We start from the raw sequence: 18,835 nt of genomic DNA, 5'->3' as shown, positions 1-18,835 counted from the left end.
CCCCAACCCCTCCCCTGAAGGGGAGGGGCTTAAGAATTACGACCCCGCCTCCCCTCGCGCCGAATTCTTTCTCCGCCCACGCCCCTTCCTTGCGGGCGATTTCGTCACCACCGACAGCGGCACCGGGCTCGTCCATATGTCGCCCGACCATGGCGAGGATGATTTCGACCTGTGCAAGGCGAACGGCATCGACCCCGTGTTCGCTGTGGAAGGCGACGGCAAATATCGCGAGGATTGGGGCTGGCTCGGCGGTCAGGGCAGCGTCATCAACGCCAAGTTCAACGCCCCCGACGGCCCGATCTGCACCGACCTGCGCGACGCGGGCGGCCTGCTCGCGGCCTCGGCCGACTACAAGCACAGCTATCCGCACAGCTGGCGCTCGAAGGCCAAGGTCATCTATCGCTGCACCCCGCAATGGTTCGTGCCGATGGACCGGGTGATGACGCATATCGAACCCAAGACCCCGCGCGAAAAGCGCTGGGAGAATGAGGGCGGCGCGCTCAATCCCGCCGAGGAAGATCTCTGCGCCGCGCCGACGCTTCGTCAGGCCGCGATGCACGCGATCGACGACACGCGTTTCGTCCCCGAAAAGGGCCGCAACCGTATCGGATCGATGGTCAAGGATCGCCCCGACTGGGTGCTGTCGCGCCAGCGCGCATGGGGCGTGCCGATCACGCTGTTCGTCGACCGCAAGACCGGCCAGTACCTCAACGACCCGCAAGTCAACGATCGCATCGTCGCGGCGGTGAAGGCGGGCGGCGTCGACGCCTGGAACGACGCGCGCGCGCAGGAATATCTCGGCGACGCTTATGACGCCGCCGATTACGAACGCATCGTCGACATTCTCGACGTCTGGTTCGATTCGGGCTGCACCCACGCTTTCGTGCTCGAAAGCGGCCGCTGGCCCGCGCTCGTCCGCCACGACGGATCGACCCACAGCGCCGACCTCTACTTGGAAGGCAGCGACCAGCATCGCGGCTGGTTCCAGTCGAGCCTGCTCGAAAGCTGCGGCACCCGCGGGCAGGCGCCGTACAAGGCAGTGCTGACCCACGGCTTCACCATGGACAGCAAGGGTCTCAAACAGTCCAAGTCGGTCGGCAACACCACCGATCCCGTCAAGGTGATGCAAACCAACGGCGCCGACATCATCCGCCTGTGGGCGCTGAGCGTCGACTTCACCGAGGATCACCGCATCGGCGATGAAATCCTCAAGGGCGTCGCCGACCAGTATCGCAAGCTGCGCAACACCTTCCGCTACTTGCTCGGCGCGCTCGACGGCTTCGGCGAAGAAGAGCGCGTGACTGACGTGTCGGCGATGCCCGAACTCGAACGCTATATGCTCTCGCTGCTCGCCGACCTCGACAAGAAGATGCGCCAAGCGGTCGATGACTTCGACTATAACAGCTACACCCGCCTGCTCGCCGATTTCTGCAACGAGGACCTGTCGGCCTTCTATTTCGACATCCGCAAGGACGTCCTCTACTGCGACCTCGGCCCCGCCGCCCCGCTTGGCACCGACACCCGCCGCGCGTACCGCAGCGTGCTCGACACGCTGTTCCACGCGCTCGTCCGCTACGCCGCGCCGGTGCTGGTGTTCACCAGCGAAGAAGTGTGGGGCACGCGCTATCCCGAGGCCGGTTCGGTCCATCTTCTCGAATGGCCCACCCTCCCCAACCTCCCCACCCCTGATCGTCATCCCCGCGAAAGCGGGGACCCAGAGCGGGCGTCGGCTGAGGGTGCTCTGGGTTCCCGCCTTCGCGGGAATGACGATGTGGATATGAGCTGGGAAAGCTTCCGCGAACTTCGTCAGCGCGTCACCGAGGCTATCGAACCGCTGCGGCGTGAGAAAATCATCGGCTCCAGTTTGCAAGCCGAAGTCGCGTTGCCCGAAGGCGATTTCAATGAAGAACTGCTCGCAGAATTCTTCATCGTCTCGGCGGTGCATTATGGCGAAGAGTTGCAGGTGACCCCAACCGAAAACCACAAATGCGGCCGCTGCTGGCGCCATCTGCCCGAAGTCACCACCGACGGCAGCTTGTGCAATCGCTGCGACACGGTATTGGACGCAGCATGAGCAGCCCACGTTCGCCGCACCTGCGCTTCGGCCTGATCTTTGCGGCCCTCGCCTTCGTCTTCGACCAGATCACCAAATGGGTCGTCACCGTCCCGCTGTCGCTGGAACCCAAGGGGCAGATCGAGATCACGAGCTTCTTCAACCTCACCTGGGCCGAAAATTGCGGCATTTCGCTGTCGATGTTCGCCAGCTGCACCGACACGACGCGCTGGACGCTCGTCGCGGTGACGGGGGTCGTCGCCGCCGCGGTCGCCTTCTGGATGACGCGCGAACAGGCGAAGGGCGACGTGATCGCGCTCGCGATGATCCTCGGCGGGGCGCTCGGCAATATCGTCGACCGCGTGCGCTTTGGCTATGTCGTCGATTTCGCCGACCTGCATTTCGGCACCTTCCGCCCCTTCATGATCTTCAACGTCGCCGATGCGTGCATCACGATCGGCGTGCTTTTGCTGGTTGCGCGCGCGTTGCTCTTGGGCGAAAAGGCCCCAGCCGCGAGCGTTCAGCCGCCAGTCAACTAACGGGGCGCCTAGTAGCGGGGCGCATAGGAGTATGTTTAGAGTGAACCGGACCACCGCCATCCTGGCAGCCTCGATTCTTGCCACGACGCTTTCGGCCTGCGGGTCGAACAGCCTGTTCAGCCGCGACCGTCCCGACGAAATGATGGTGTCGCGTCAGGCGCCGCTCGTCGTGCCGCCCGATTTCGCACTGACCCCGCCGGCCCCCGGCACCGCGCGCCCCGGCGGCGAAACGACCGCCGAACAGACGCTCCGCGCGCTCTTCGGCGGCGCGTCGCAGCGCAGCGCGAGCGAAACGCAGATCATCGGCAGCGCCGATGGTGCGCGCGCCGACCCCGGCATCCGCAGCCAGGTCGGCAGCCCCGACACGCAGGTCGTCGACAAGGGCCTCGTCGTCCGCGACATTCTCGCCGCCCCCGAAGGCGACGGCCGCGACGCATCGGCGGCGATCCCGGGGGCGTAAGCCTTCACCCATTGATGCGTTGAGGACGGCCCGTTCATCCGGGCCGTTTTCTTTTGGCTCAGCCGAACAGCCGCGCCAGAAACGCGACCGCGATCAGGCTTTCGACCATCGCGCGCGACGCATGGCCGAACGCGCGCACGGCGCCCGAACCCAGATGCTGGCGGAACCACAAGGTCTGCAAGCTGCCGAACCACAGCAGCGCGAACAGATAGAGGAAAACGCCGGCGATCTCCGACCACGGATGCGCCAGCCGGATCAAATTTTCCGACACCCCGCTCATCAGCGCAAAGGGCGCCGCCAGATAGCATTGCGCATAAAAGGGCCCACGCAGGCTGTCGCGGTCGAGCGTCTTGCCCTGCGCCCGCACCAGCCGCGCCGCGAGCACCAGCGGGAACAGGCTGAAGGTCGCGGTGCGCAGCAGGATCAGGCTGCTGTTATCGCTGATCAGCGCCGACAGCCCGACCTTGCGCCCGACCTCGACGGCTTGCCCGACCAGCGACAACTCGATCGCATGACCGATGATCAAGGTCAGCAACAGGAACAGCGGCGGGCTCAGCGTGTCGGTATATTGCTGGTCGGCGGCGTCGCCCTGCTCGACATCCGAATAATCCATCATCCGCAGCGGATGGACGAGCGTGCGCCATAAGGTGACCGGATAGAAGATCAGCCACGACATCGCTTCGTAGAGCAGCTCGTCGAGCGATTTCAGGAGGTTGAAGAAGTTCATGCTGCCCCGTTCCCTTCGCCCGCCCAAGTGGATTTAGACCGCTGTTCGTGGCAATTGACAAGTCATACACCAGCCCATCTTGCAAAAATCGGCATTCTGCTATACATGTATAGCAAAGGAGCATTGCCATGCTTGCGATCCGCCTCGACAAAGAACTGGAAGACCGGCTGACCGATGCGGCGAAACGCGCCGGCCGGACGAAAACCGCCTTCGCACGCAAGGCGATCGAGGAATATATCGAAGATATCGAGGATATTGCCGCAGCGGAGGAAGCGATGCGGCGCCATAATCCCGACAAGACGATTTCCATCGCCGAACTGAGGAAAGAGCTTGGGCTGGACGATTGAGATCGACGATGAAGCGGCAAGAATGCTTCGTAAGATCGGCCGCGAGCAGGCCGATCGCATCACGCGCTATCTGGCCGAACTCGCCGATCTCGAAGATCCGCGCCAGCGTGGCAAGGCGCTGACCGGCGGTCTCAAGGGGCTGTGGCGATATCGGGTCGGCGACTATCGCATAGTCGGGCGCATTTATGACGGACGCATGGTCGTTCTGGTGCTGACGCTCGGCCATCGCCGCGAGATATATCGATAGCCGTCGTCGGCGAGCCACCAACCGCTCAAGCCCGCGCGCCCGCTTCCTCGACGCCCGCGCTGTTGTGCCGCAGCGCCTTCAGCACGGTATCGACGATCTGTGGTGCGTTGAGCCCCGCCTCGTCATATTGCAGTTCGGGCTTGTCCTGATCCTGGAAGACATCGGGCAGGCGCATCGTGCGCAGCTTCAGCCCCGCGTCGATCAGCCCTTCGTCGCTCGCCAGCGTCAGCACATGCGCGCCGAGCCCGCCGATGCTGCCTTCCTCGATCGTCACGCAAACCTCGTGGCCGCTAAGCGTCTTGCGGATCAGCGCCTCGTCGAGCGGCTTGGCGAAGCGCAGATCGATCACGCTCGTCGACAGCCCGCGCGCTTCCAAAATGTCGGCCGCCTTCTGCGCCTCCGCGAGCCGCGTCCCGAGCGAGAAGATCGCGACGGTCTTGCCGCTCCGCACAACGCGCCCCTTGCCGATCTCGAGCTTCACCGGAACCTCGGGCAAGGCCACCCCGGTGCCATTGCCGCGCGGATAGCGGAAGGCGATCGGGCCGTCGTCATATTCGGCGGCGGTATAGGTCATATGCACCAGTTCGGCCTCGTCGGCCGCCGCCATCACGACGAAGTTGGGCAATGTCGCAAGGTAAGTAACGTCGAACGCCCCCGCATGCGTCGACCCGTCGGCGCCGACGAGCCCCGCGCGATCGATCGCGAAACGCACCGGCAGATTCTGGATCGCGACATCGTGCACGACCTGATCATAGGCGCGCTGCAAAAACGTCGAATAGATCGCCGCGAACGGCCGCATTCCCTGCGCCGCCAATCCGGCGGCAAAGGTCACCGCATGCTGCTCGGCGATGCCGACGTCGAAGGTCCTTGTCGGATGCGCCTTGGCAAAGCGGTCGACCCCGGTCCCCGACGGCATCGCCGCGGTGATCGCGACGATGCGCTTGTCGGTCTCGGCCAGCTTCGCGAGCGTTTCGCCGAAGACATTCTGGTACGCGGGCGGGCCGGGAGGCGCCTTCGCCTGCTCGCCGGTGATCACGTCGAATTTCTGGACGCCATGATATTTGTCGGCGGCGGCTTCTGCCGGGGCATAGCCCTTGCCCTTCATCGTCACCGCGTGGATCAGCACCGGGCCATGGTCGCTGTCGCGCACATTCTCCAGCACCGGAATCAGATGCTCCAGATTATGCCCGTCGATCGGCCCGACATAATAGAAACCAAGCTCTTCGAAGAGCGTCCCGCCCATCGCCATGCCGCGCGCGAACTCGTCGGTCTTCTTCGCCGCCTTGTGCAGCGAATCGGGCAATTTGCGTGCGAAACGCCGCGCGATCTCGCGCAGTTCGATAAAGGGCCGCGACGATACCAGCTTCGCCAGATAGGCCGACAGGCCGCCGACCGGCGGCGCGATCGACATGTCGTTGTCGTTCAAGATCACGATCAGCCGGTTGCCCGCCGCGGCGGCATTGTTCATCGCCTCATAGGCCATGCCCGCCGACATCGACCCGTCGCCGATCACCGCGATCGCGCGCCCGGGTTCGTCCTTCAGCTTGTTCGCGATCGCAAAGCCCAGTGCGGCGCTGATCGAGGTCGACGAATGCGCCGCGCCGAACGGATCATATTCGCTCTCGCTGCGCTTGGTGAAGCCGCTAAGCCCGCCGCCGGTGCGCAGAGTACGGATACGGTCGCGCCGCCCGGTGATGATCTTGTGCGGATAGCATTGGTGCCCGACGTCCCACACGATCTTGTCGCGCGGCGTGTCGAACACATAATGCAGCGCAGTCGTCAGCTCGACAACGCCCAGCCCCGAGCCAAGGTGCCCGCCGGTGGTCCCGACGGCCGAAATCATCTCGTCGCGCAATTCGTCGGCGAACTGGCGGAGGTCTTCGGGCTTCAGCTTGCGGAGGTCGGCGGGGACATCCACCGTGTCGAGCAGCGGCGTATGCGGACGATCGGTCATCGCGCGGTCATACTGCCAAGCGCATGGGGTGTCGAACGAAAAGGGACCGGGGCGGCAGCCGATCCTCCGCCCTGCGAGGGCAGCGTATCAATCTTCGCCCTCTCCCTCCTCGCTCTGCTTCGCGGCATCGACCTGCGCATAAAGCCCGCGGACCATCAGGTCGGTGAACACCAGCATCACGCCGACCATGCCGAGGAAAAGCGCGACCGCAACCGCGGGCAGCGGCCCGACGCTTTCGACGCCTTCCTTCTTCATGGTCGCCGCGAGCATCGCCGCGGCCGCCATGAAGGCATAGCCGATAAAACGCGGCCCGCGACTCATGATGCGCGCTCCCGCTGGGCACCCGCCGGGGAACCAATCGCACTGCGGGGGAATATGAAAGCGACGAAGAGGCGTTGGTTCATGAAACGCACATGCAGCCGAATGCATCCTTCGGCAAGACGAAGTCATTGCAATGGCAGATTGTTTACTTACACCCCCGTAAAGAGGGGCAAGACCGTAGGATATTTGAGCGGATGACCATCGACGATTTGAGACTGTTTTTCCGCATCACCCCGTCTGCGCGCATCGTCTCGCTTCTTGCCGCCTTCGCGCTTGCCGCACCGGCGGCCGCCGACGAGGCACCGCTGCCCTACGAGATAACGGCCCCCGACACCGGTCTCGCGACCGGGATCGAGGAGGAACCGGCGCGCTATCTCCAGAACACCGATATCGACGAGAATATCCTGCTCCCCGGCGCGCGGTCCGACGACGACGACGATTCCGACCGCAAATGGTCGCGCGACTATATCGCCGTCGCGGCGGGCGTGCTGAACTCGGCCGACTATAATGGCTCGGACGACCGCCGCTTTCTGCCAGCCTTTTACGTCCGCGGCCGGTACGAGGGCTTTTCCTTCTCCACCCGCGGCACCAATTTCCAGGTCGACCTGATCCGCCATCGCCGCGGGCAGAAGATCGACTGGAAGTTCGGCCCGATCGTCAGCCTGCGCGCCGACCGCACCGGCAGCGTCAAGGATCCGCAAGTCGACCTGCTGCCCGACCGCAAGATGGCGGTCGAAATGGGCATCTTCACCGGGGTAACCAAAACCGGCGTGATCACCAGCGCCTATGATCAGCTCGGCTTTCGCCTCGTCGCGCTCAAGGATATTTCAGGCAGCCACGGCAGCTGGACCGCATCGCCGACGATCGATTACGGCACCCCGCTGTCGAAACGCGCTTTTATCGGGATCTCGGCATCGATGAACATCTATGGCAAGGGTTTCGGTCGCTATTATTTCGACATCGATCCCCTCGGCAGCGCGGCGAGCGGCCTGCCTGTCTATACCGGCGCCGGACGGAAGCCGACGATCGGCAAATATACGGTCGGGCTGGCGGGCGCCTATGCGCTGTCGGGCGACCTTCGCAAGGGCTTCGTGATGATCGGCGGCGCGCAATATGGCCGCCTCGGCCAGCGCTTCGCCGATTCGCCGATCGTGAAGGACGCCGGCAGCGCCGACCAGTGGATCTTCGGCGGGGGACTCGCCTACCAGTTCTGACCGGTATCGACCGGTTGTGAGTTTCTATCCTCCCTGTGGCCGAAGGCCATGGGGAGGGGGACCGCCGCCGCAGGCGGTGGTGGAGGGGCCGCGCGGCGCGCCATTGCCCCTCCGTCGGCGGCTATGCCGCTGCCACCTCCCCATCGCTGCGCGACAGGGAGGATCAATTGGTGTCCGCTCCCCACCCCAAAAACGTCACCCCCCAACCCTCAAGCCAACCCCGCCATTCGCATCCGCGCCTTCATCGCCGCGATGAACAGCCGCACCGCGGGCAATCCCGCGCGCGACGGTTCGAACAGCAGGTGTACCGGCAACGCGGGCGGCTGTTCGTCGGCGAGCAGCGCAATCAGCCGCCCCGCATCGACCGCCTCGATGACTTGGTAACTCAAGAGATTGGCGATCCCCAACCCCGCCTCGGCCGCCGCCAACAGGCCGTCGACGGTATTGAGCACCAGCCGCGGGCGCGGTTCGACCCGCCAGCGCCCCGACACGAACTGCCACTCGCCCGCCGCGCGCGGCCCCATCGCGGCGATCAAATCGTGCCCCGCCAGCTCCGCCACCACCCCCGGCGCGCCGCGCCGTGCCAGATAGGCGGGGCTCGCGACGAGCATCTGGCGCACCCGGCCGATGCGCACCGCCTTCAGCCCAGAATCGGCGAGCGGCCCGATGCGCACCGCGACGTCGATCCCCTCCTCGACGATCCGCACATTGCGGTCGATCAGCATCATCCGCGCGACAAGCTCGCGGTGCTGCGCCATCAGGTCGCCCACGACGGGCAACACATGCAGCCGCCCGAACATCACCGGCGCGGTCAGATGCAATTGCCCGCGCGGTTCGGCCTCGGCCCCGCGCAGCTCGCGCTCGGCACCTGCCAGCTCGGCGAGGATGCGCCGCGCCTGATCCAGAAACGCGGCGCCCGCATCGGTCAGCGCGACCGCGCGCGTCGAACGATGAAACAGGCTCGTCCCCAGCCGCGCCTCGAGCGCCGCGATCCCGCGCGTCACCGCGGGCGGCGAGCTGCCGAGCTTGCGCGCCGCGGCGGCAAACCCGCCTTCGCTCGCGACCGCGACGAACATTTCCAGCGTCAGCAACCGGTCCATCATTATTCCACTTTACGGAATTAACTTGTGCAATCTTCTCTCATTATCACCGAACTCGCAATAACCTACATCCGGTCCGGCGAACGAAGGTCAGCCCCCTCCCGGCTTTCGTTCGCTTCCTTTTGCAAAGAGGTCCGGCACGATGGCGCAAAATTACCGCCACACATTGTTCGACGATGCAGTGAAGGCCGAGCAGGAGCGCCACGGCTCACGCGCCTCCTATGTCAAAATGGATGCGGGCGCCGACGGCACCCCCGACACGCTGACGGCACGGGAAATCGCCTTCATCGAGGAGCGCGACAGCTTCTACATGGCGAGCGTCAATGCGGAGGGCTGGCCCTATATGCAGCATCGCGGCGGCCCCGCGGGGTTCCTCAAGCATATCGCGGGCAATCGCATCGGCTTCGCCGACTTTCGCGGCAACAAGCAATATATCAGCACCGCGAACCTCAAGGGCAACGACCGCGTCTCGCTGTTCCTGATGGATTATCCGAACAAGGAGCGGCTGAAGCTCGTCGGCCATGCGGTGAGCATCGAACTCGCCGACGATCCCGCCGCGGTCACCGCGCTGATGCCCGAGGGCTATCGTGCGACCCCCGAGCGCGCCTTCTTCATCGACGCGATCGGCTGGGAGTGGAATTGCTCGCAGCACATCACCCCGCGCTTCACCGAGGCCGAGATTTCCGCCGCGGTCCGCCCGATGGCGGCCGAGATCAACCAGCTGCGCGCCGAAATCGCTGCGCTTCGTTCAATGCCGCACCAGCCCGCTCCCCCACCCGACCTCCCATGACGATAAACTATTTGGGAGGTCGGGTGGGGGAGCGGGCTGGCGCGGGTCCGACGCAAGTCGGACAAGGGAAAGGGAACACCGAAATGATCACCCTCTATGGCTCGCCGCTGTCGGGCAATACGCACAAGGTCCGCATCGCGCTTGCCTTCCTCGGCCTGCCGTGGGTCGAACGATTGACCGACGCCGCGGCACGCCAGTCGGACGCTTATCGCGCGCTGACCCCGATGGCGCAGATTCCGCTGCTCATCGACGGCGATTTCACCCTGCGCGACAGTCAGGCGATCCTCGCCTGGCTCGCCGCGCGCCACCGGGCGGGCGCGTGGGACGGCCAGACGCCCGAGGAGCGCGGCAAGATTGCCCTCTGGCTCTCGCACGCCGCCAACGAGATTGCGAACGGCCCCGCCGCGCTCCGCCTCGCGCGGAGATTCGGCATATCGATCCCCCAGGATCATGCCGCCGCGGTCACTGCGCGTTTCCTGCCCATCATCGACGCGCACCTCGAACGCCGCGACTGGCTCGTCGGCGGCCGACTCACCATCGCCGACCTTGCGGCGAGTCCCTATCTGGCGTTGATGGCGGATGCCGGGATCGACCTCGCCAGCTGGCCGGCCGTCCATGCCTGGACCCGCCGGATCGCCGCGCTGCCCGGCTTTCCCGCCATGCCGGGCTGGCAACCGCCGTCGTGACGATCGACGCGGTCGAAACCGCCAATTGGGGGTTAGGCGGATTGCCGATCCTCGCCTATCGCGCTGCGCAGGCCGTCAAGGAGACCCAGCGATGACCGCGAACAATGCCGCCCCCGCCTTTGCCACGATCATGTTCCTGACCGGGGTCGGCATCCCGATCCTCGCCGCGCTCAATGGCGGGCTCGGTGCGCGGCTCGAGAGTCCGATGGCGGCGTCGGTGATCCTTTTCACCCTCGGCCTGCTCATCGCGGTCACGGGCGCGCTCGCCACCGGTTCGCTCGGGCAGGTGCGGCTGTCGTCCGGCATTCCGGCGCATTTCTATTTCGGCGGCGCCTTCATGGCCTTTTACGCCATCGCGGTGACCTTCATCGCGCCGCGCTTCGGAGTCGGCAACGCGATCTTCTTCGTGCTCGTCGGCCAGCTGATCAGTGCCGCGACGATCGATCATTTCGGCCTGTTCGGCGCGATACGCTCCGCGATCGACGCGAAGCGCCTCGCGGGGATCGCGCTGATGGTCGCGGGCGTCTGGCTCGCGCGCCGCACCGGCTGACGACTGCTTGCGACCGGTAGTGGACGTTGCCAACCCGACCGACGTCACCCCGGGCTTGAGCCGGGGCCTGCCTGTCTTGAAGAAAAAGGCGGGTCCCGGGTCAAGCCCGGGATGACGGAAAGCAACGTCCGCTTCCCACCCCAAAAGCTGCCATTTCGCAGACCGGCATCGGCCCCTCACATATGTGACGTAACCTCGGGCGGTTTCCACCAATTGTTGCCCGCGCCGTCCATATATTGCACCGGCAGCGCCGCCATGTCGGCGTGCGTCAGGTCGTCCAGGCAGGCGATCGACACCGAATAATAGGCGCCGCCGATTTCCTCGACATAACCATGACCGAACGACGCCACGCCGCACGTCTTGCAAAAGACATGATGCGCGCTGTTCGACCCGAACTGATAGTCGGACAGCGCCGCGGGATCGGTCAGCAGGCGAAAGGCGTCGGGCTTGATCTGCGCGCTCCAGCCCCGCTTCTTGGTGCAGATCGAGCAATTGCACTTGCCCGTCCCCGCCGCGAGGTCGATGTCGGCTTCGAACTTGACCGCGCCGCAGTGGCACGAGCCGTGATAGGTTTTGGTCATCGCTGAAAATCCTTGGCCTTCGCGGACGCCGATCGCCGGCCGCCCTTCACCCGGCCCGGGTTAGCCCATCCTGCTGACAGATCGTGTCAGGAGGCGGTTCGGAGAAATCCCGGTGGCGCCAGAAATCGGCCATCAACACCGCACGGCGGCGCCCGAACCCCTCGTCGCCGACCCGCGCCGACGTCACCCGGTCGATGCGAAAGCTGCGGAAATCCTGGCGCAGCAGGCACCAGGCGGCGATGATATGCTTCTCTTCATAATAGGCGAGCGCCGCGGGCCAGATCGCACGCTCGGTCGCGGCGCCGCTCGCGTCGGCATAGCCGATGTGCAGCGTCTTTTCGGCGCGCATCGCCGCGCGCACCGTCGCGAGCAACGGCGCATTGATCTCGCGCCACGCGCTGCTCACCGGCCACAACCCCGCCTCGTCGATCCGACGCCGGAGCTCGTCGGGACTCGCCGCCGCGATCTTGGCGAGCGCCAGCGCCGCCGCGCGCGACAGCGACCCGTCCTGCCGCCCCTCGACCCAGCGCGCGCCGAGCACCAATGCCTCCAGTTCGTCGGCGGTGAACATCAGCGGCGGCAGGAAGAACCCCGCGCGCAGCACATAGCCGACCCCCGCCTCGCCCTCGATCGGCGCGCCCAAGGCGACCAGCGCCTGCACGTCGCGATAGAGCGTGCGCACCGACACGCCCTGCTCCTCGGCGAGCATCTCGGCGGTCACCGGCCGGCGGCGCCGACGCAGGCTGTCGATGATCGCAAACAACCGTCCCGTCTTGTCCACTGCCGCTCCTCTTCGCTCGACCTGTTAGCGGCGCGTCAGCGGCGGCGAAAGGTCCAGCGCATCGGCTTCGACCCGTCGACCATCGAAATCGTCGCGGTCATCGTCTCGCCGTCGCGGATGTAGTGGATGCGCTGCGGATAATCGTGCGCCGCGTTTTCAAAGGTCGCGCTCGCCGCATCGCGTTGCACCAGCCGGAACGCGACCGCCGCTCCGCCGCCGGGCTGCGCGATATAGGTGGGCGTGCCATCCTCCCCCGCGACGATCCGCAGAAACTCGAATTCGCGCAAGGCATCGCCGCGCCCCGACCGGCTGTGGCCGAGCATCACGCCGCCGCGCGGGCTCGTCCAGCTTTCCTCGGTCCAGCGCTCGCCCTCCTCGCGGCTCCACTGCCCCGCCAGCCATGCCAGGTCGTCGACCGTTGTCGCCGGGCTCGCCGCCACGAGCAGCGCCGCTGCCACGCTCAGGAAAATTGCTTTCATATGCGCCTCCTCCCGCCCCTCTTCGCGCCGACTGGAACCGCCGTCTTGAACCGACACGACAATCATCGTCTAACCCGTTGCATGGAGTATCGCGAGACCCCTCCGCCGCCGCATCTCGCCGGGCTGATCAAGACCCGCTGGACGCTCGTCGGCGACGGCGCCGCCGACGCGTGGACCGAACAGCAAGCGACCCCCGACGGCTGCGTCGAGATCATCCGCCGCACGCACGGCGCCTCGCGCTGGGACGGCGACCAGCCCGCCAGCTTCGTCGTCGGCCTCGTCGCCCGCCCGCAACCTTTCGCGATCAGCGGCGACGCGGCGTTCGAGGCGCTACGTCTCTGGCCGTGGGCGTGGACCGCGATCGGCGCCATCCCCCTCGCCGCGCTGCAAGGCCGCTGGGCCGCATGGGATGCCCCCGCCTTCGACGCCATCGAGGCCCGGCTCGCCGCCGACCCCGATCTCAATGCCATCGGCGCCGCGCTCGTCGCCACCCCCTCGGTCGCCGCCATGAGCGCGGCCACCGCCATGCCGCCGCGCGCGCTCCAGCGCTGGTTCGCGCGCCACGTCGGCCTGCCTCCGCGCGTCTGGCTCCGCCTGCGCCGTTTCCAGAGCGCCTTTGAAACCCTCCCCGGCGAAGACAGCCTCGCTGGCCACGCCGCGGCGCAGGGCTATGCCGATCAGGCGCATATGGCGCGCGAATTCCGCACCCTCGCCGGCGTCCCCGCCACCGCCGCCCGCCGCCGCGCCCGCGGCCCGTTCCTCGACGGATAGCCCTTCCCCTCGGGCGTCCCACCGCCTATAACCCTCCCCATCCCCGGGGAGCCGCGTCTGTGATGGCCGGTTGAGAGCGGAAGTGACCGCGACCCGTTGAACCTGATCCGGCTAATACCGGCGGAGGGAGGGTCGGTATTCCACACAGGAAATCCGTCTTCGCTCCGAACAACAACGGAGCGACTGCACATGGCCGACATCGACGCGAAATTCGAATCCACCCCCATCGGTGTCACCACCGGCCCGATCCGCGGCAGCCGCAAGATCCATGTCGCAACGCAAACCGGCAGCGGCATCCGTGTCGCGATGCGCGAGATCGACCTCGACCCGCATTCGGGCGAGCCCCCGGTGCGCGTCTACGACACCAGCGGCCCCTACACCGACGTCAACGCCACCATCGACATCAACGCCGGCCTCCCCGAAATCCGCCGCGAGTGGATCACCGGCCGCGGCGACGTCACCACCGTCACCCAGCGCGAGGTCAAGCCCGAGGATAACGGCCAGCTCGGCCCCGACCGTTCGGGCGGCGTCGCCCCCTTCCCCAACGTCCGCCGCACGGTCCTCCGCGCCAAACCCGGCGCCAACGTCAGCCAGATGTATTACGCCCGCCAGGGCATCATCACCCCCGAGATGGAATACGTCGCCGAACGCGAAAACCTCGGCCGCGCCCGCCTGTCCGAATACAAACGCGACGGCGAAAGCTTCGGCGCCAGCATCCCCGATTATGTCACTCCTGAGTTTGTCCGCGACGAGGTCGCCCGCGGCCGCGCGATCATCCCCAACAACATCAACCACCCCGAAAGCGAGCCGATGGCGATCGGCCGCAACTTCCTCGTCAAGATCAACGCCAATATCGGCAACAGCGCGGTCGCGTCCGACGTCGCCTCCGAAGTCGACAAGATGGTCTGGTCGATCCGCTGGGGCGCCGACACCGTCATGGACCTCAGCACCGGCCGCAACATCCACGACACCCGCGAATGGATCATCCGCAACTCGCCCGTCCCGATCGGCACCGTCCCCATCTATCAGGCGCTCGAAAAGGTCGGCGGCGTCGCCGAGGATCTGACCTGGGAAATCTTCGCCGACACGCTGATCGAGCAGGCCGAGCAGGGCGTCGACTATTTCACCATCCACGCCGGCGTCCGCCTGCCCTACGTGCCCCTCGCGGCAAAGCGCATGACCGGCATCGTGTCGCGCGGCGGCAGCATCATGGCGAAATGGTGCCTCGCGCATCACAAGGAAAGCTTCCTCTACGAACGCTTCGACGAGATTACCGAGATCATGAAGGCGTATGACGTCGCCTACAGCCTCGGCGATGGTCTGCGCCCCGGCAGCATCTATGACGCGAACGACGAGGCGCAGTTCGCCGAGCTCTACACGCTGGGCGAGCTCACCAAGCGCGCCTGGGCGCAGGATGTCCAGGTGATGATCGAGGGGCCGGGCCATGTCCCGATGCACAAGATCAAGGAGAATATGGAGAAGCAGCTCGAAGCCTGCGGCGAGGCACCCTTTTACACATTGGGGCCGCTCACCACCGACATCGCGCCCGGCTATGACCATATCACCAGCGGCATCGGCGCGGCGCAGATCGGCTGGTACGGCACCGCGATGCTTTGCTACGTCACGCCGAAGGAACATCTCGGCCTGCCCGACCGCGACGATGTGAAGGTCGGCGTCGTCACCTACAAACTCGCCGCCCACGCCGCCGACCTCGCCAAGGGCCACCCCGCCGCCCAAGTCCGCGACGACGCGCTATCGAAAGCGCGCTTCGAATTCCGCTGGCGCGACCAGTTCAACCTGTCGCTCGACCCCGACACGGCGGAGCAGTACCACGACCAGACGCTCCCGGCGGAGGGCGCCAAGACCGCGCATTTCTGCAGCATGTGCGGCCCGAAATTCTGCTCGATGAAGATCAGCCAGGAAGTCCGCGAATTCGCGGCCAAGCAGAACCAACCCGCCGAAAACTTCCTCGCCGCCGAAGCCACTTCCCCCCTCCCGCAAGCGGGAGGGGCCGGGGGAGGGCCTGTCGACGCCCAAACCGCCGAAGAAGGCATGAAGCAGATGAGCGAGCTGTTTAAGGAGACGAGCAGCGAGTTGTATATGGGCCAAGGCGACCGCGAGCATGATTGAGCAGCGCCAGCAGGCTGGTCACAATAAATTTCCCCGGCGGGGTTAAATCGGCCCAATGCTGCCATCATTTACCGCTACCCGGTTGACCTGCCGGGCCGATCGGCAGATGTTGAAATAAGAAGGAGGCCATCATGAGCGAAGACTTGCAAAAGCTGATCGATGCCTCGCGCGGGCGCCCGATGTCGGACGCTGAAAAAGAGGCGCAGCGGCGGAGCTTTGCCTATGGCAACGCCCATATCGAAAATGATCGCGTAACCCGCGAAATGGTCGATGAAGCCGCCGAGAAAATCGGCAAATCGCACTGATCGATGAGCGACGGGGACCGCCACAGCATCGCTGAACAACCGTCGCTCATCGACGACCCGATCGAGGAAGCGAAACGCGAATCGGAGAACGCCGTCGCACAGTTCGACCGGGTGCTCGACCTGATTGACGAAGTCGTGCGCGACACCCGCCCGTTCCGGCTGCGGACGTCGATGATCCTCGACTTGCATCGCATCGCGCTCGATGGGCTGTCCAGCCATGCGGGCAATTTCCGCCCGGCCAACGTATCGATCGGGCAAAGCAAACACACGCCGCCGCCCGCCCATCTTGTCCCCTTGCTGATCGAGGAGATGTGCGATTTCGTGATGGACAATTTCGCCGAGGCGAAGGCGCTCCATCTCTGCGCCTATGTCATGTGGCGGCTCAACTGGATTCACCCGTTCACCGACGGCAATGGCCGGACGTCCCGCGCGCTGGCCTATTTCGTTCTCTGCGCCAAAGTCGGCTATCGCCTGCCCGGCCACCAGACGCTCCCCGAGCAGATTGCGGCGGATAAGGCGCCATACTACGAGGCGCTGGAAAAGGCCGACGAACATTGGCTGACAGATCAGCTGGATTTGGCGGCTCTTGAAAAGCTACTCGACGCCTGCCTCGCGACGCAGCTTCTGTCAGCTTACGATGATGCTAACAATCCAGAGGCCGGAATGCCGCGGGACAAAAAGCTGCATTGATTGAGGGTTTTGGGGGTTGTTGCACCTGTCAACGTAATTCCAACTTAGACAGCCTGAATTTTTACCAATCCAAGTGCAACAAACTCCGAAAGCAGCTCCATACCACGGTTACTGATTTCGCCATTTTGAAAAGTGATGTAACCGAGATCACTAAAATCGGAAGGGAAGGTAACTCCTTCTTCCCGCAATATGATATTCTTTTGCCAAAGAATGCTGGCTGCACCTAGTTCATAAACTACATTTTCGCTCGGTCGCCAAACCTCCGCAAATGATCCGTCATCTGCCTTTAGGTGAAACAGTTCATCCTTGGTGAAAATAAAAATTCCCGCGCTGCATTCTTTCATTAGTGCAGCGACTTTTGCAGAAATCGGACGCCCCGCATGCGGTTCGTCGACAGCGACTTTGAACGCGATGCCGAATTTCCCCAAAACCTTCTTCAAATCTTCAAGTGGCTTGTGATTTTTCCCGTGAGCGATGAAGAGCTGCTTGGGCAGTTCGGGTGCGGCCGGCGACATGGGCGGCGGCGGCGATGCAATCCCTTCAGGCCCCGTACCTAAAAGGCTTTCACTCTCGTCGTTCAAACGACTGTCATCTGCCGGCGTTTCAATATCTGTAATCCCGCTGACAGCAGCGGTAGCGCCATCCAATCGAACATAGGGAGATCCAGAAATAGTCTGGATTATGCCAGCAAATTTGCCATTTTCGGAAAGTCGTTCTGCGAGTTCTGCCGAATGCGCAGGGTGAACACCAAAAGACTTCTCAAGAGTGTTTTTTAGGAAGGCTGTATCTGGATATTTATTTCGATTATAATGCTCGAAAATTTTCTTCATCAAATCGGGAACGAGAACTGCACGGTTAATACCCGAAGACCGCTGCTCCGCGCTTTCCGGTTTTACAATTTGCAGCCCCAATTCCGTAGGAGCAATCGTATCCGCCTTTTCGGTTCCCGAAGTCAGCCCGTAGCGAAGTGAAGAGCTCAGTAAGGCTTTGAATTCACTACTACTAGGGGTTCTGCCCACGGCATCAGCCACCAAGAGCCGATCCATTGGCTTGCCCGCACCTTTGTCGCCGATGGCTTGGACTATGACGAGAGCCTTTTCCAAAGAATGTGCAGGAAACGGACGAACAGGTCCCTTTATTGCCATCGCATTGGCAGAATTAGGTGAGATTTTTGACATGGCCGCGCCTCCGATAAGTTGGACTAGAATCTCTTCGATAACCAAGGCATATGGCAAATGAGGAGTCAAGGCAAATTTGTTCTGCAAATGTCCCGCCGCGGCCCCGAGCTTTTTGCCTCGACGCGCGCGGCCGGCGTTTGGCCAAAAGATGCCCCTTGCCCGAGGCGACCAGCCATCAGTCGGCCCCATCCCCACACCATGCTACACCCGCACACCATGCGCGCCCGGAACCCCCTCTACGTCATGGCGAAGCCGCCGCCGGAGGTGCAGGCGCAGATCGCCGCGCTGCCGCGCAACGATCCTTCGCGCGGGGTCGACCTCCTCCATGTCACGTTGATCTCGCTCTACGACCTGCACTATGCGCCGCCCGAGTGGCTGCCCGCGACCATCGCCGCGCTGGACGGCTTCGCCGCGCCGCCTTTCGCGCTCGCCTTCGACCGGATCGAGAACCGCAAGGCGGTGACGCTGCGCACGCGCGAGCCGCTGGCCGAGGCGCGGGCGTTCCAGAAGGCGCTGGTGAGCCATCTGCTGAAAGCCAAGGCGCCGATCATGGATGGCACCACCCCCGAACCGCATATCACGATCAACTATCGCGGCGACCGGTTGGGCACGCAGACTCTGGGCAAGAAAATGCCGCCGATCGGCTGGACGGTCGACGAAATCATCCTGATGGAAAGCATCGTGGGAAAGACCACCCATGTCGAACATGGCCGCTGGCCGCTCCGCGGAGGCGCGAGCTGATGGATGCGACGACTTTGGGGCGGATTGGGGGCGGATTGGGGGCGGATTGGGGGCGCAGAGCGGACCTTCTTTATCATCGTCATTCCGGGCCTGACCCGGGACCCGCCTTCCTAGCCATGCCCGAGGACAAGGCAGGCCCCGGGTCAAGCCCGGGGTGACGGAACAGGAAAATCCTCCCTGTCGCGCAGCGA

22 protein-coding genes and 1 riboswitch are annotated in these 18,835 nt (G+C 64.5%); of the genes, 14 read left to right on the top strand and 8 right to left on the bottom strand.

Annotated features, from left to right (window positions below; genetic code table 11):
* From ACREBX_RS12425 to ACREBX_RS12415, 3 genes are all read left to right on the top strand, one after another.
* A partial coding sequence (locus ACREBX_RS12425; protein WP_431562057.1) for a class I tRNA ligase family protein occupies positions 1–2,074 on the top strand: 2,074 nt, incomplete at its 5' end.
* On the top strand, positions 2,071–2,592 hold the full coding sequence (lspA, locus tag ACREBX_RS12420) for a signal peptidase II (protein WP_431562056.1): 522 nt from the start codon (positions 2,071–2,073) through the stop codon (positions 2,590–2,592). The genes ACREBX_RS12425 and lspA, both read left to right, overlap by 4 nt.
* A 40-nt stretch (positions 2,593–2,632) precedes the next feature.
* Positions 2,633–3,052, top strand: coding sequence for a DUF3035 domain-containing protein (locus ACREBX_RS12415; protein WP_431562055.1), 420 nt, complete (start codon positions 2,633–2,635; stop codon positions 3,050–3,052).
* A 58-nt stretch (positions 3,053–3,110) separates the two neighbouring features.
* Here the strand turns inward: ACREBX_RS12415 and ACREBX_RS12410 are convergent, their stop codons facing one another.
* Positions 3,111–3,779 (bottom strand): hypothetical protein, encoded by a 669-nt coding sequence (locus tag ACREBX_RS12410; RefSeq protein WP_431562054.1) that lies wholly within the window; start codon positions 3,777–3,779, stop codon positions 3,111–3,113.
* Positions 3,780–3,907: 128 nt separating this feature from the next.
* Here ACREBX_RS12410 and relB point away from each other — a divergent pair, with 128 nt between their 5' ends.
* Both relB and ACREBX_RS12400 read left to right on the top strand, forming a co-directional pair.
* On the top strand, positions 3,908–4,126 hold the full coding sequence (gene relB / locus ACREBX_RS12405) for a type II toxin-antitoxin system RelB family antitoxin (RefSeq protein WP_431562053.1): 219 nt from the start codon (positions 3,908–3,910) through the stop codon (positions 4,124–4,126).
* Between the two features lie 22 nt (positions 4,127–4,148).
* A complete protein-coding gene (locus ACREBX_RS12400) occupies positions 4,149–4,373 on the top strand; it encodes a type II toxin-antitoxin system RelE family toxin (RefSeq protein ID WP_431562052.1) in 225 nt (74 codons plus the stop codon).
* A gap of 25 nt (positions 4,374–4,398) precedes the next feature.
* Here the strand turns inward: ACREBX_RS12400 and dxs are convergent, their stop codons facing one another.
* The gene (gene dxs, locus ACREBX_RS12395; protein WP_431562051.1) at positions 4,399–6,327 is read right to left on the bottom strand and encodes a 1-deoxy-D-xylulose-5-phosphate synthase; all 1,929 of its coding nucleotides are present in this window, start codon (positions 6,325–6,327) and stop codon (positions 4,399–4,401) included.
* Between the two features lie 87 nt (positions 6,328–6,414).
* Positions 6,415–6,648: a hypothetical protein gene (locus ACREBX_RS12390; RefSeq protein ID WP_431562050.1), complete on the bottom strand. Its 234-nt coding sequence runs from the start codon at positions 6,646–6,648 to the stop codon at positions 6,415–6,417.
* 194 nt (positions 6,649–6,842) lie between these two features.
* On the opposite strand from ACREBX_RS12390, the gene ACREBX_RS12385 reads away from it, so the two are divergent.
* Positions 6,843–7,862 carry a MipA/OmpV family protein gene (locus ACREBX_RS12385; protein ID WP_431562049.1) on the top strand — a complete coding sequence of 340 codons (1,020 nt, stop codon included), beginning with the start codon at positions 6,843–6,845 and terminating at the stop codon, positions 7,860–7,862.
* A gap of 209 nt (positions 7,863–8,071) precedes the next feature.
* Here ACREBX_RS12385 and ACREBX_RS12380 read toward each other — a convergent pair whose 3' ends face one another.
* Positions 8,072–8,965, bottom strand: coding sequence for a LysR family transcriptional regulator (locus ACREBX_RS12380; protein WP_431562048.1), 894 nt, complete (start codon positions 8,963–8,965; stop codon positions 8,072–8,074).
* Positions 8,966–9,104: 139 nt separating this feature from the next.
* On the opposite strand from ACREBX_RS12380, the gene ACREBX_RS12375 reads away from it, so the two are divergent.
* The 3 genes from ACREBX_RS12375 to ACREBX_RS12365 all read left to right on the top strand — a co-directional run bounded on the left by ACREBX_RS12375 (position 9,105) and on the right by ACREBX_RS12365 (position 10,988).
* The gene (locus tag ACREBX_RS12375; protein WP_431562047.1) at positions 9,105–9,752 is read left to right on the top strand and encodes a pyridoxamine 5'-phosphate oxidase family protein; all 648 of its coding nucleotides are present in this window, start codon (positions 9,105–9,107) and stop codon (positions 9,750–9,752) included.
* Positions 9,753–9,835: 83 nt separating this feature from the next.
* Positions 9,836–10,438 carry a glutathione S-transferase family protein gene (locus ACREBX_RS12370; RefSeq protein ID WP_431562046.1) on the top strand — a complete coding sequence of 201 codons (603 nt, stop codon included), beginning with the start codon at positions 9,836–9,838 and terminating at the stop codon, positions 10,436–10,438.
* 91 nt (positions 10,439–10,529) lie between these two features.
* A complete protein-coding gene (locus ACREBX_RS12365; protein WP_431562045.1) occupies positions 10,530–10,988 on the top strand; it encodes a DMT family transporter in 459 nt (152 codons plus the stop codon).
* Between the two features lie 176 nt (positions 10,989–11,164).
* On the opposite strand, the gene ACREBX_RS12360 is transcribed toward ACREBX_RS12365, so the two are convergent.
* The 3 genes from ACREBX_RS12360 to ACREBX_RS12350 are packed head-to-tail and all read right to left on the bottom strand — an operon-like array spanning position 11,165 to position 12,829.
* The gene (locus ACREBX_RS12360; RefSeq protein ID WP_431562044.1) at positions 11,165–11,569 is read right to left on the bottom strand and encodes a GFA family protein; all 405 of its coding nucleotides are present in this window, start codon (positions 11,567–11,569) and stop codon (positions 11,165–11,167) included.
* Between the two features lie 46 nt (positions 11,570–11,615).
* Positions 11,616–12,350 (bottom strand): helix-turn-helix transcriptional regulator, encoded by a 735-nt coding sequence (locus ACREBX_RS12355; RefSeq protein WP_431562043.1) that lies wholly within the window; start codon positions 12,348–12,350, stop codon positions 11,616–11,618.
* A 35-nt stretch (positions 12,351–12,385) separates the two neighbouring features.
* On the bottom strand, positions 12,386–12,829 hold the full coding sequence (locus ACREBX_RS12350; RefSeq protein WP_431562042.1) for a DUF6265 family protein: 444 nt from the start codon (positions 12,827–12,829) through the stop codon (positions 12,386–12,388).
* Between the two features lie 45 nt (positions 12,830–12,874).
* Here ACREBX_RS12350 and ACREBX_RS12345 point away from each other — a divergent pair, with 45 nt between their 5' ends.
* From ACREBX_RS12345 to ACREBX_RS12330, 4 genes are all read left to right on the top strand, one after another.
* Positions 12,875–13,600, top strand: a complete 726-nt coding sequence (locus ACREBX_RS12345; RefSeq protein WP_431562041.1) for a helix-turn-helix domain-containing protein — start codon at positions 12,875–12,877, stop codon at positions 13,598–13,600.
* Between the two features lie 34 nt (positions 13,601–13,634).
* Positions 13,635–13,746: riboswitch (TPP riboswitch) on the top strand.
* A 43-nt stretch (positions 13,747–13,789) separates the two neighbouring features.
* Positions 13,790–15,730: a phosphomethylpyrimidine synthase ThiC gene (gene thiC, locus ACREBX_RS12340; protein ID WP_431562040.1), complete on the top strand. Its 1,941-nt coding sequence runs from the start codon at positions 13,790–13,792 to the stop codon at positions 15,728–15,730.
* A 131-nt stretch (positions 15,731–15,861) separates the two neighbouring features.
* A complete protein-coding gene (locus ACREBX_RS12335) occupies positions 15,862–16,035 on the top strand; it encodes a hypothetical protein (RefSeq protein WP_171003857.1) in 174 nt (57 codons plus the stop codon).
* Positions 16,036–16,038: 3 nt separating this feature from the next.
* Entirely contained in the window at positions 16,039–16,725 is a 687-nt protein-coding gene (locus ACREBX_RS12330) for a Fic family protein (RefSeq protein ID WP_431562039.1), read from the top strand.
* Between the two features lie 44 nt (positions 16,726–16,769).
* Here the strand turns inward: ACREBX_RS12330 and ACREBX_RS12325 are convergent, their stop codons facing one another.
* Positions 16,770–17,990: a TIR domain-containing protein gene (locus tag ACREBX_RS12325; protein WP_431562038.1), complete on the bottom strand. Its 1,221-nt coding sequence runs from the start codon at positions 17,988–17,990 to the stop codon at positions 16,770–16,772.
* Positions 17,991–18,146: 156 nt separating this feature from the next.
* On the opposite strand from ACREBX_RS12325, the gene ACREBX_RS12320 reads away from it, so the two are divergent.
* Positions 18,147–18,644, top strand: a complete 498-nt coding sequence (locus tag ACREBX_RS12320) for a 2'-5' RNA ligase family protein (RefSeq protein WP_431562037.1) — start codon at positions 18,147–18,149, stop codon at positions 18,642–18,644.
* Positions 18,645–18,835: the final 191 nt, after the last annotated feature.

The sequence above is a fragment of the Sphingopyxis sp. genome, from assembly GCF_050725655.1.
GTDB lineage: Bacteria > Pseudomonadota > Alphaproteobacteria > Sphingomonadales > Sphingomonadaceae > Sphingopyxis.
This window is presented reverse-complemented; position numbering and strand designations above follow the sequence as displayed.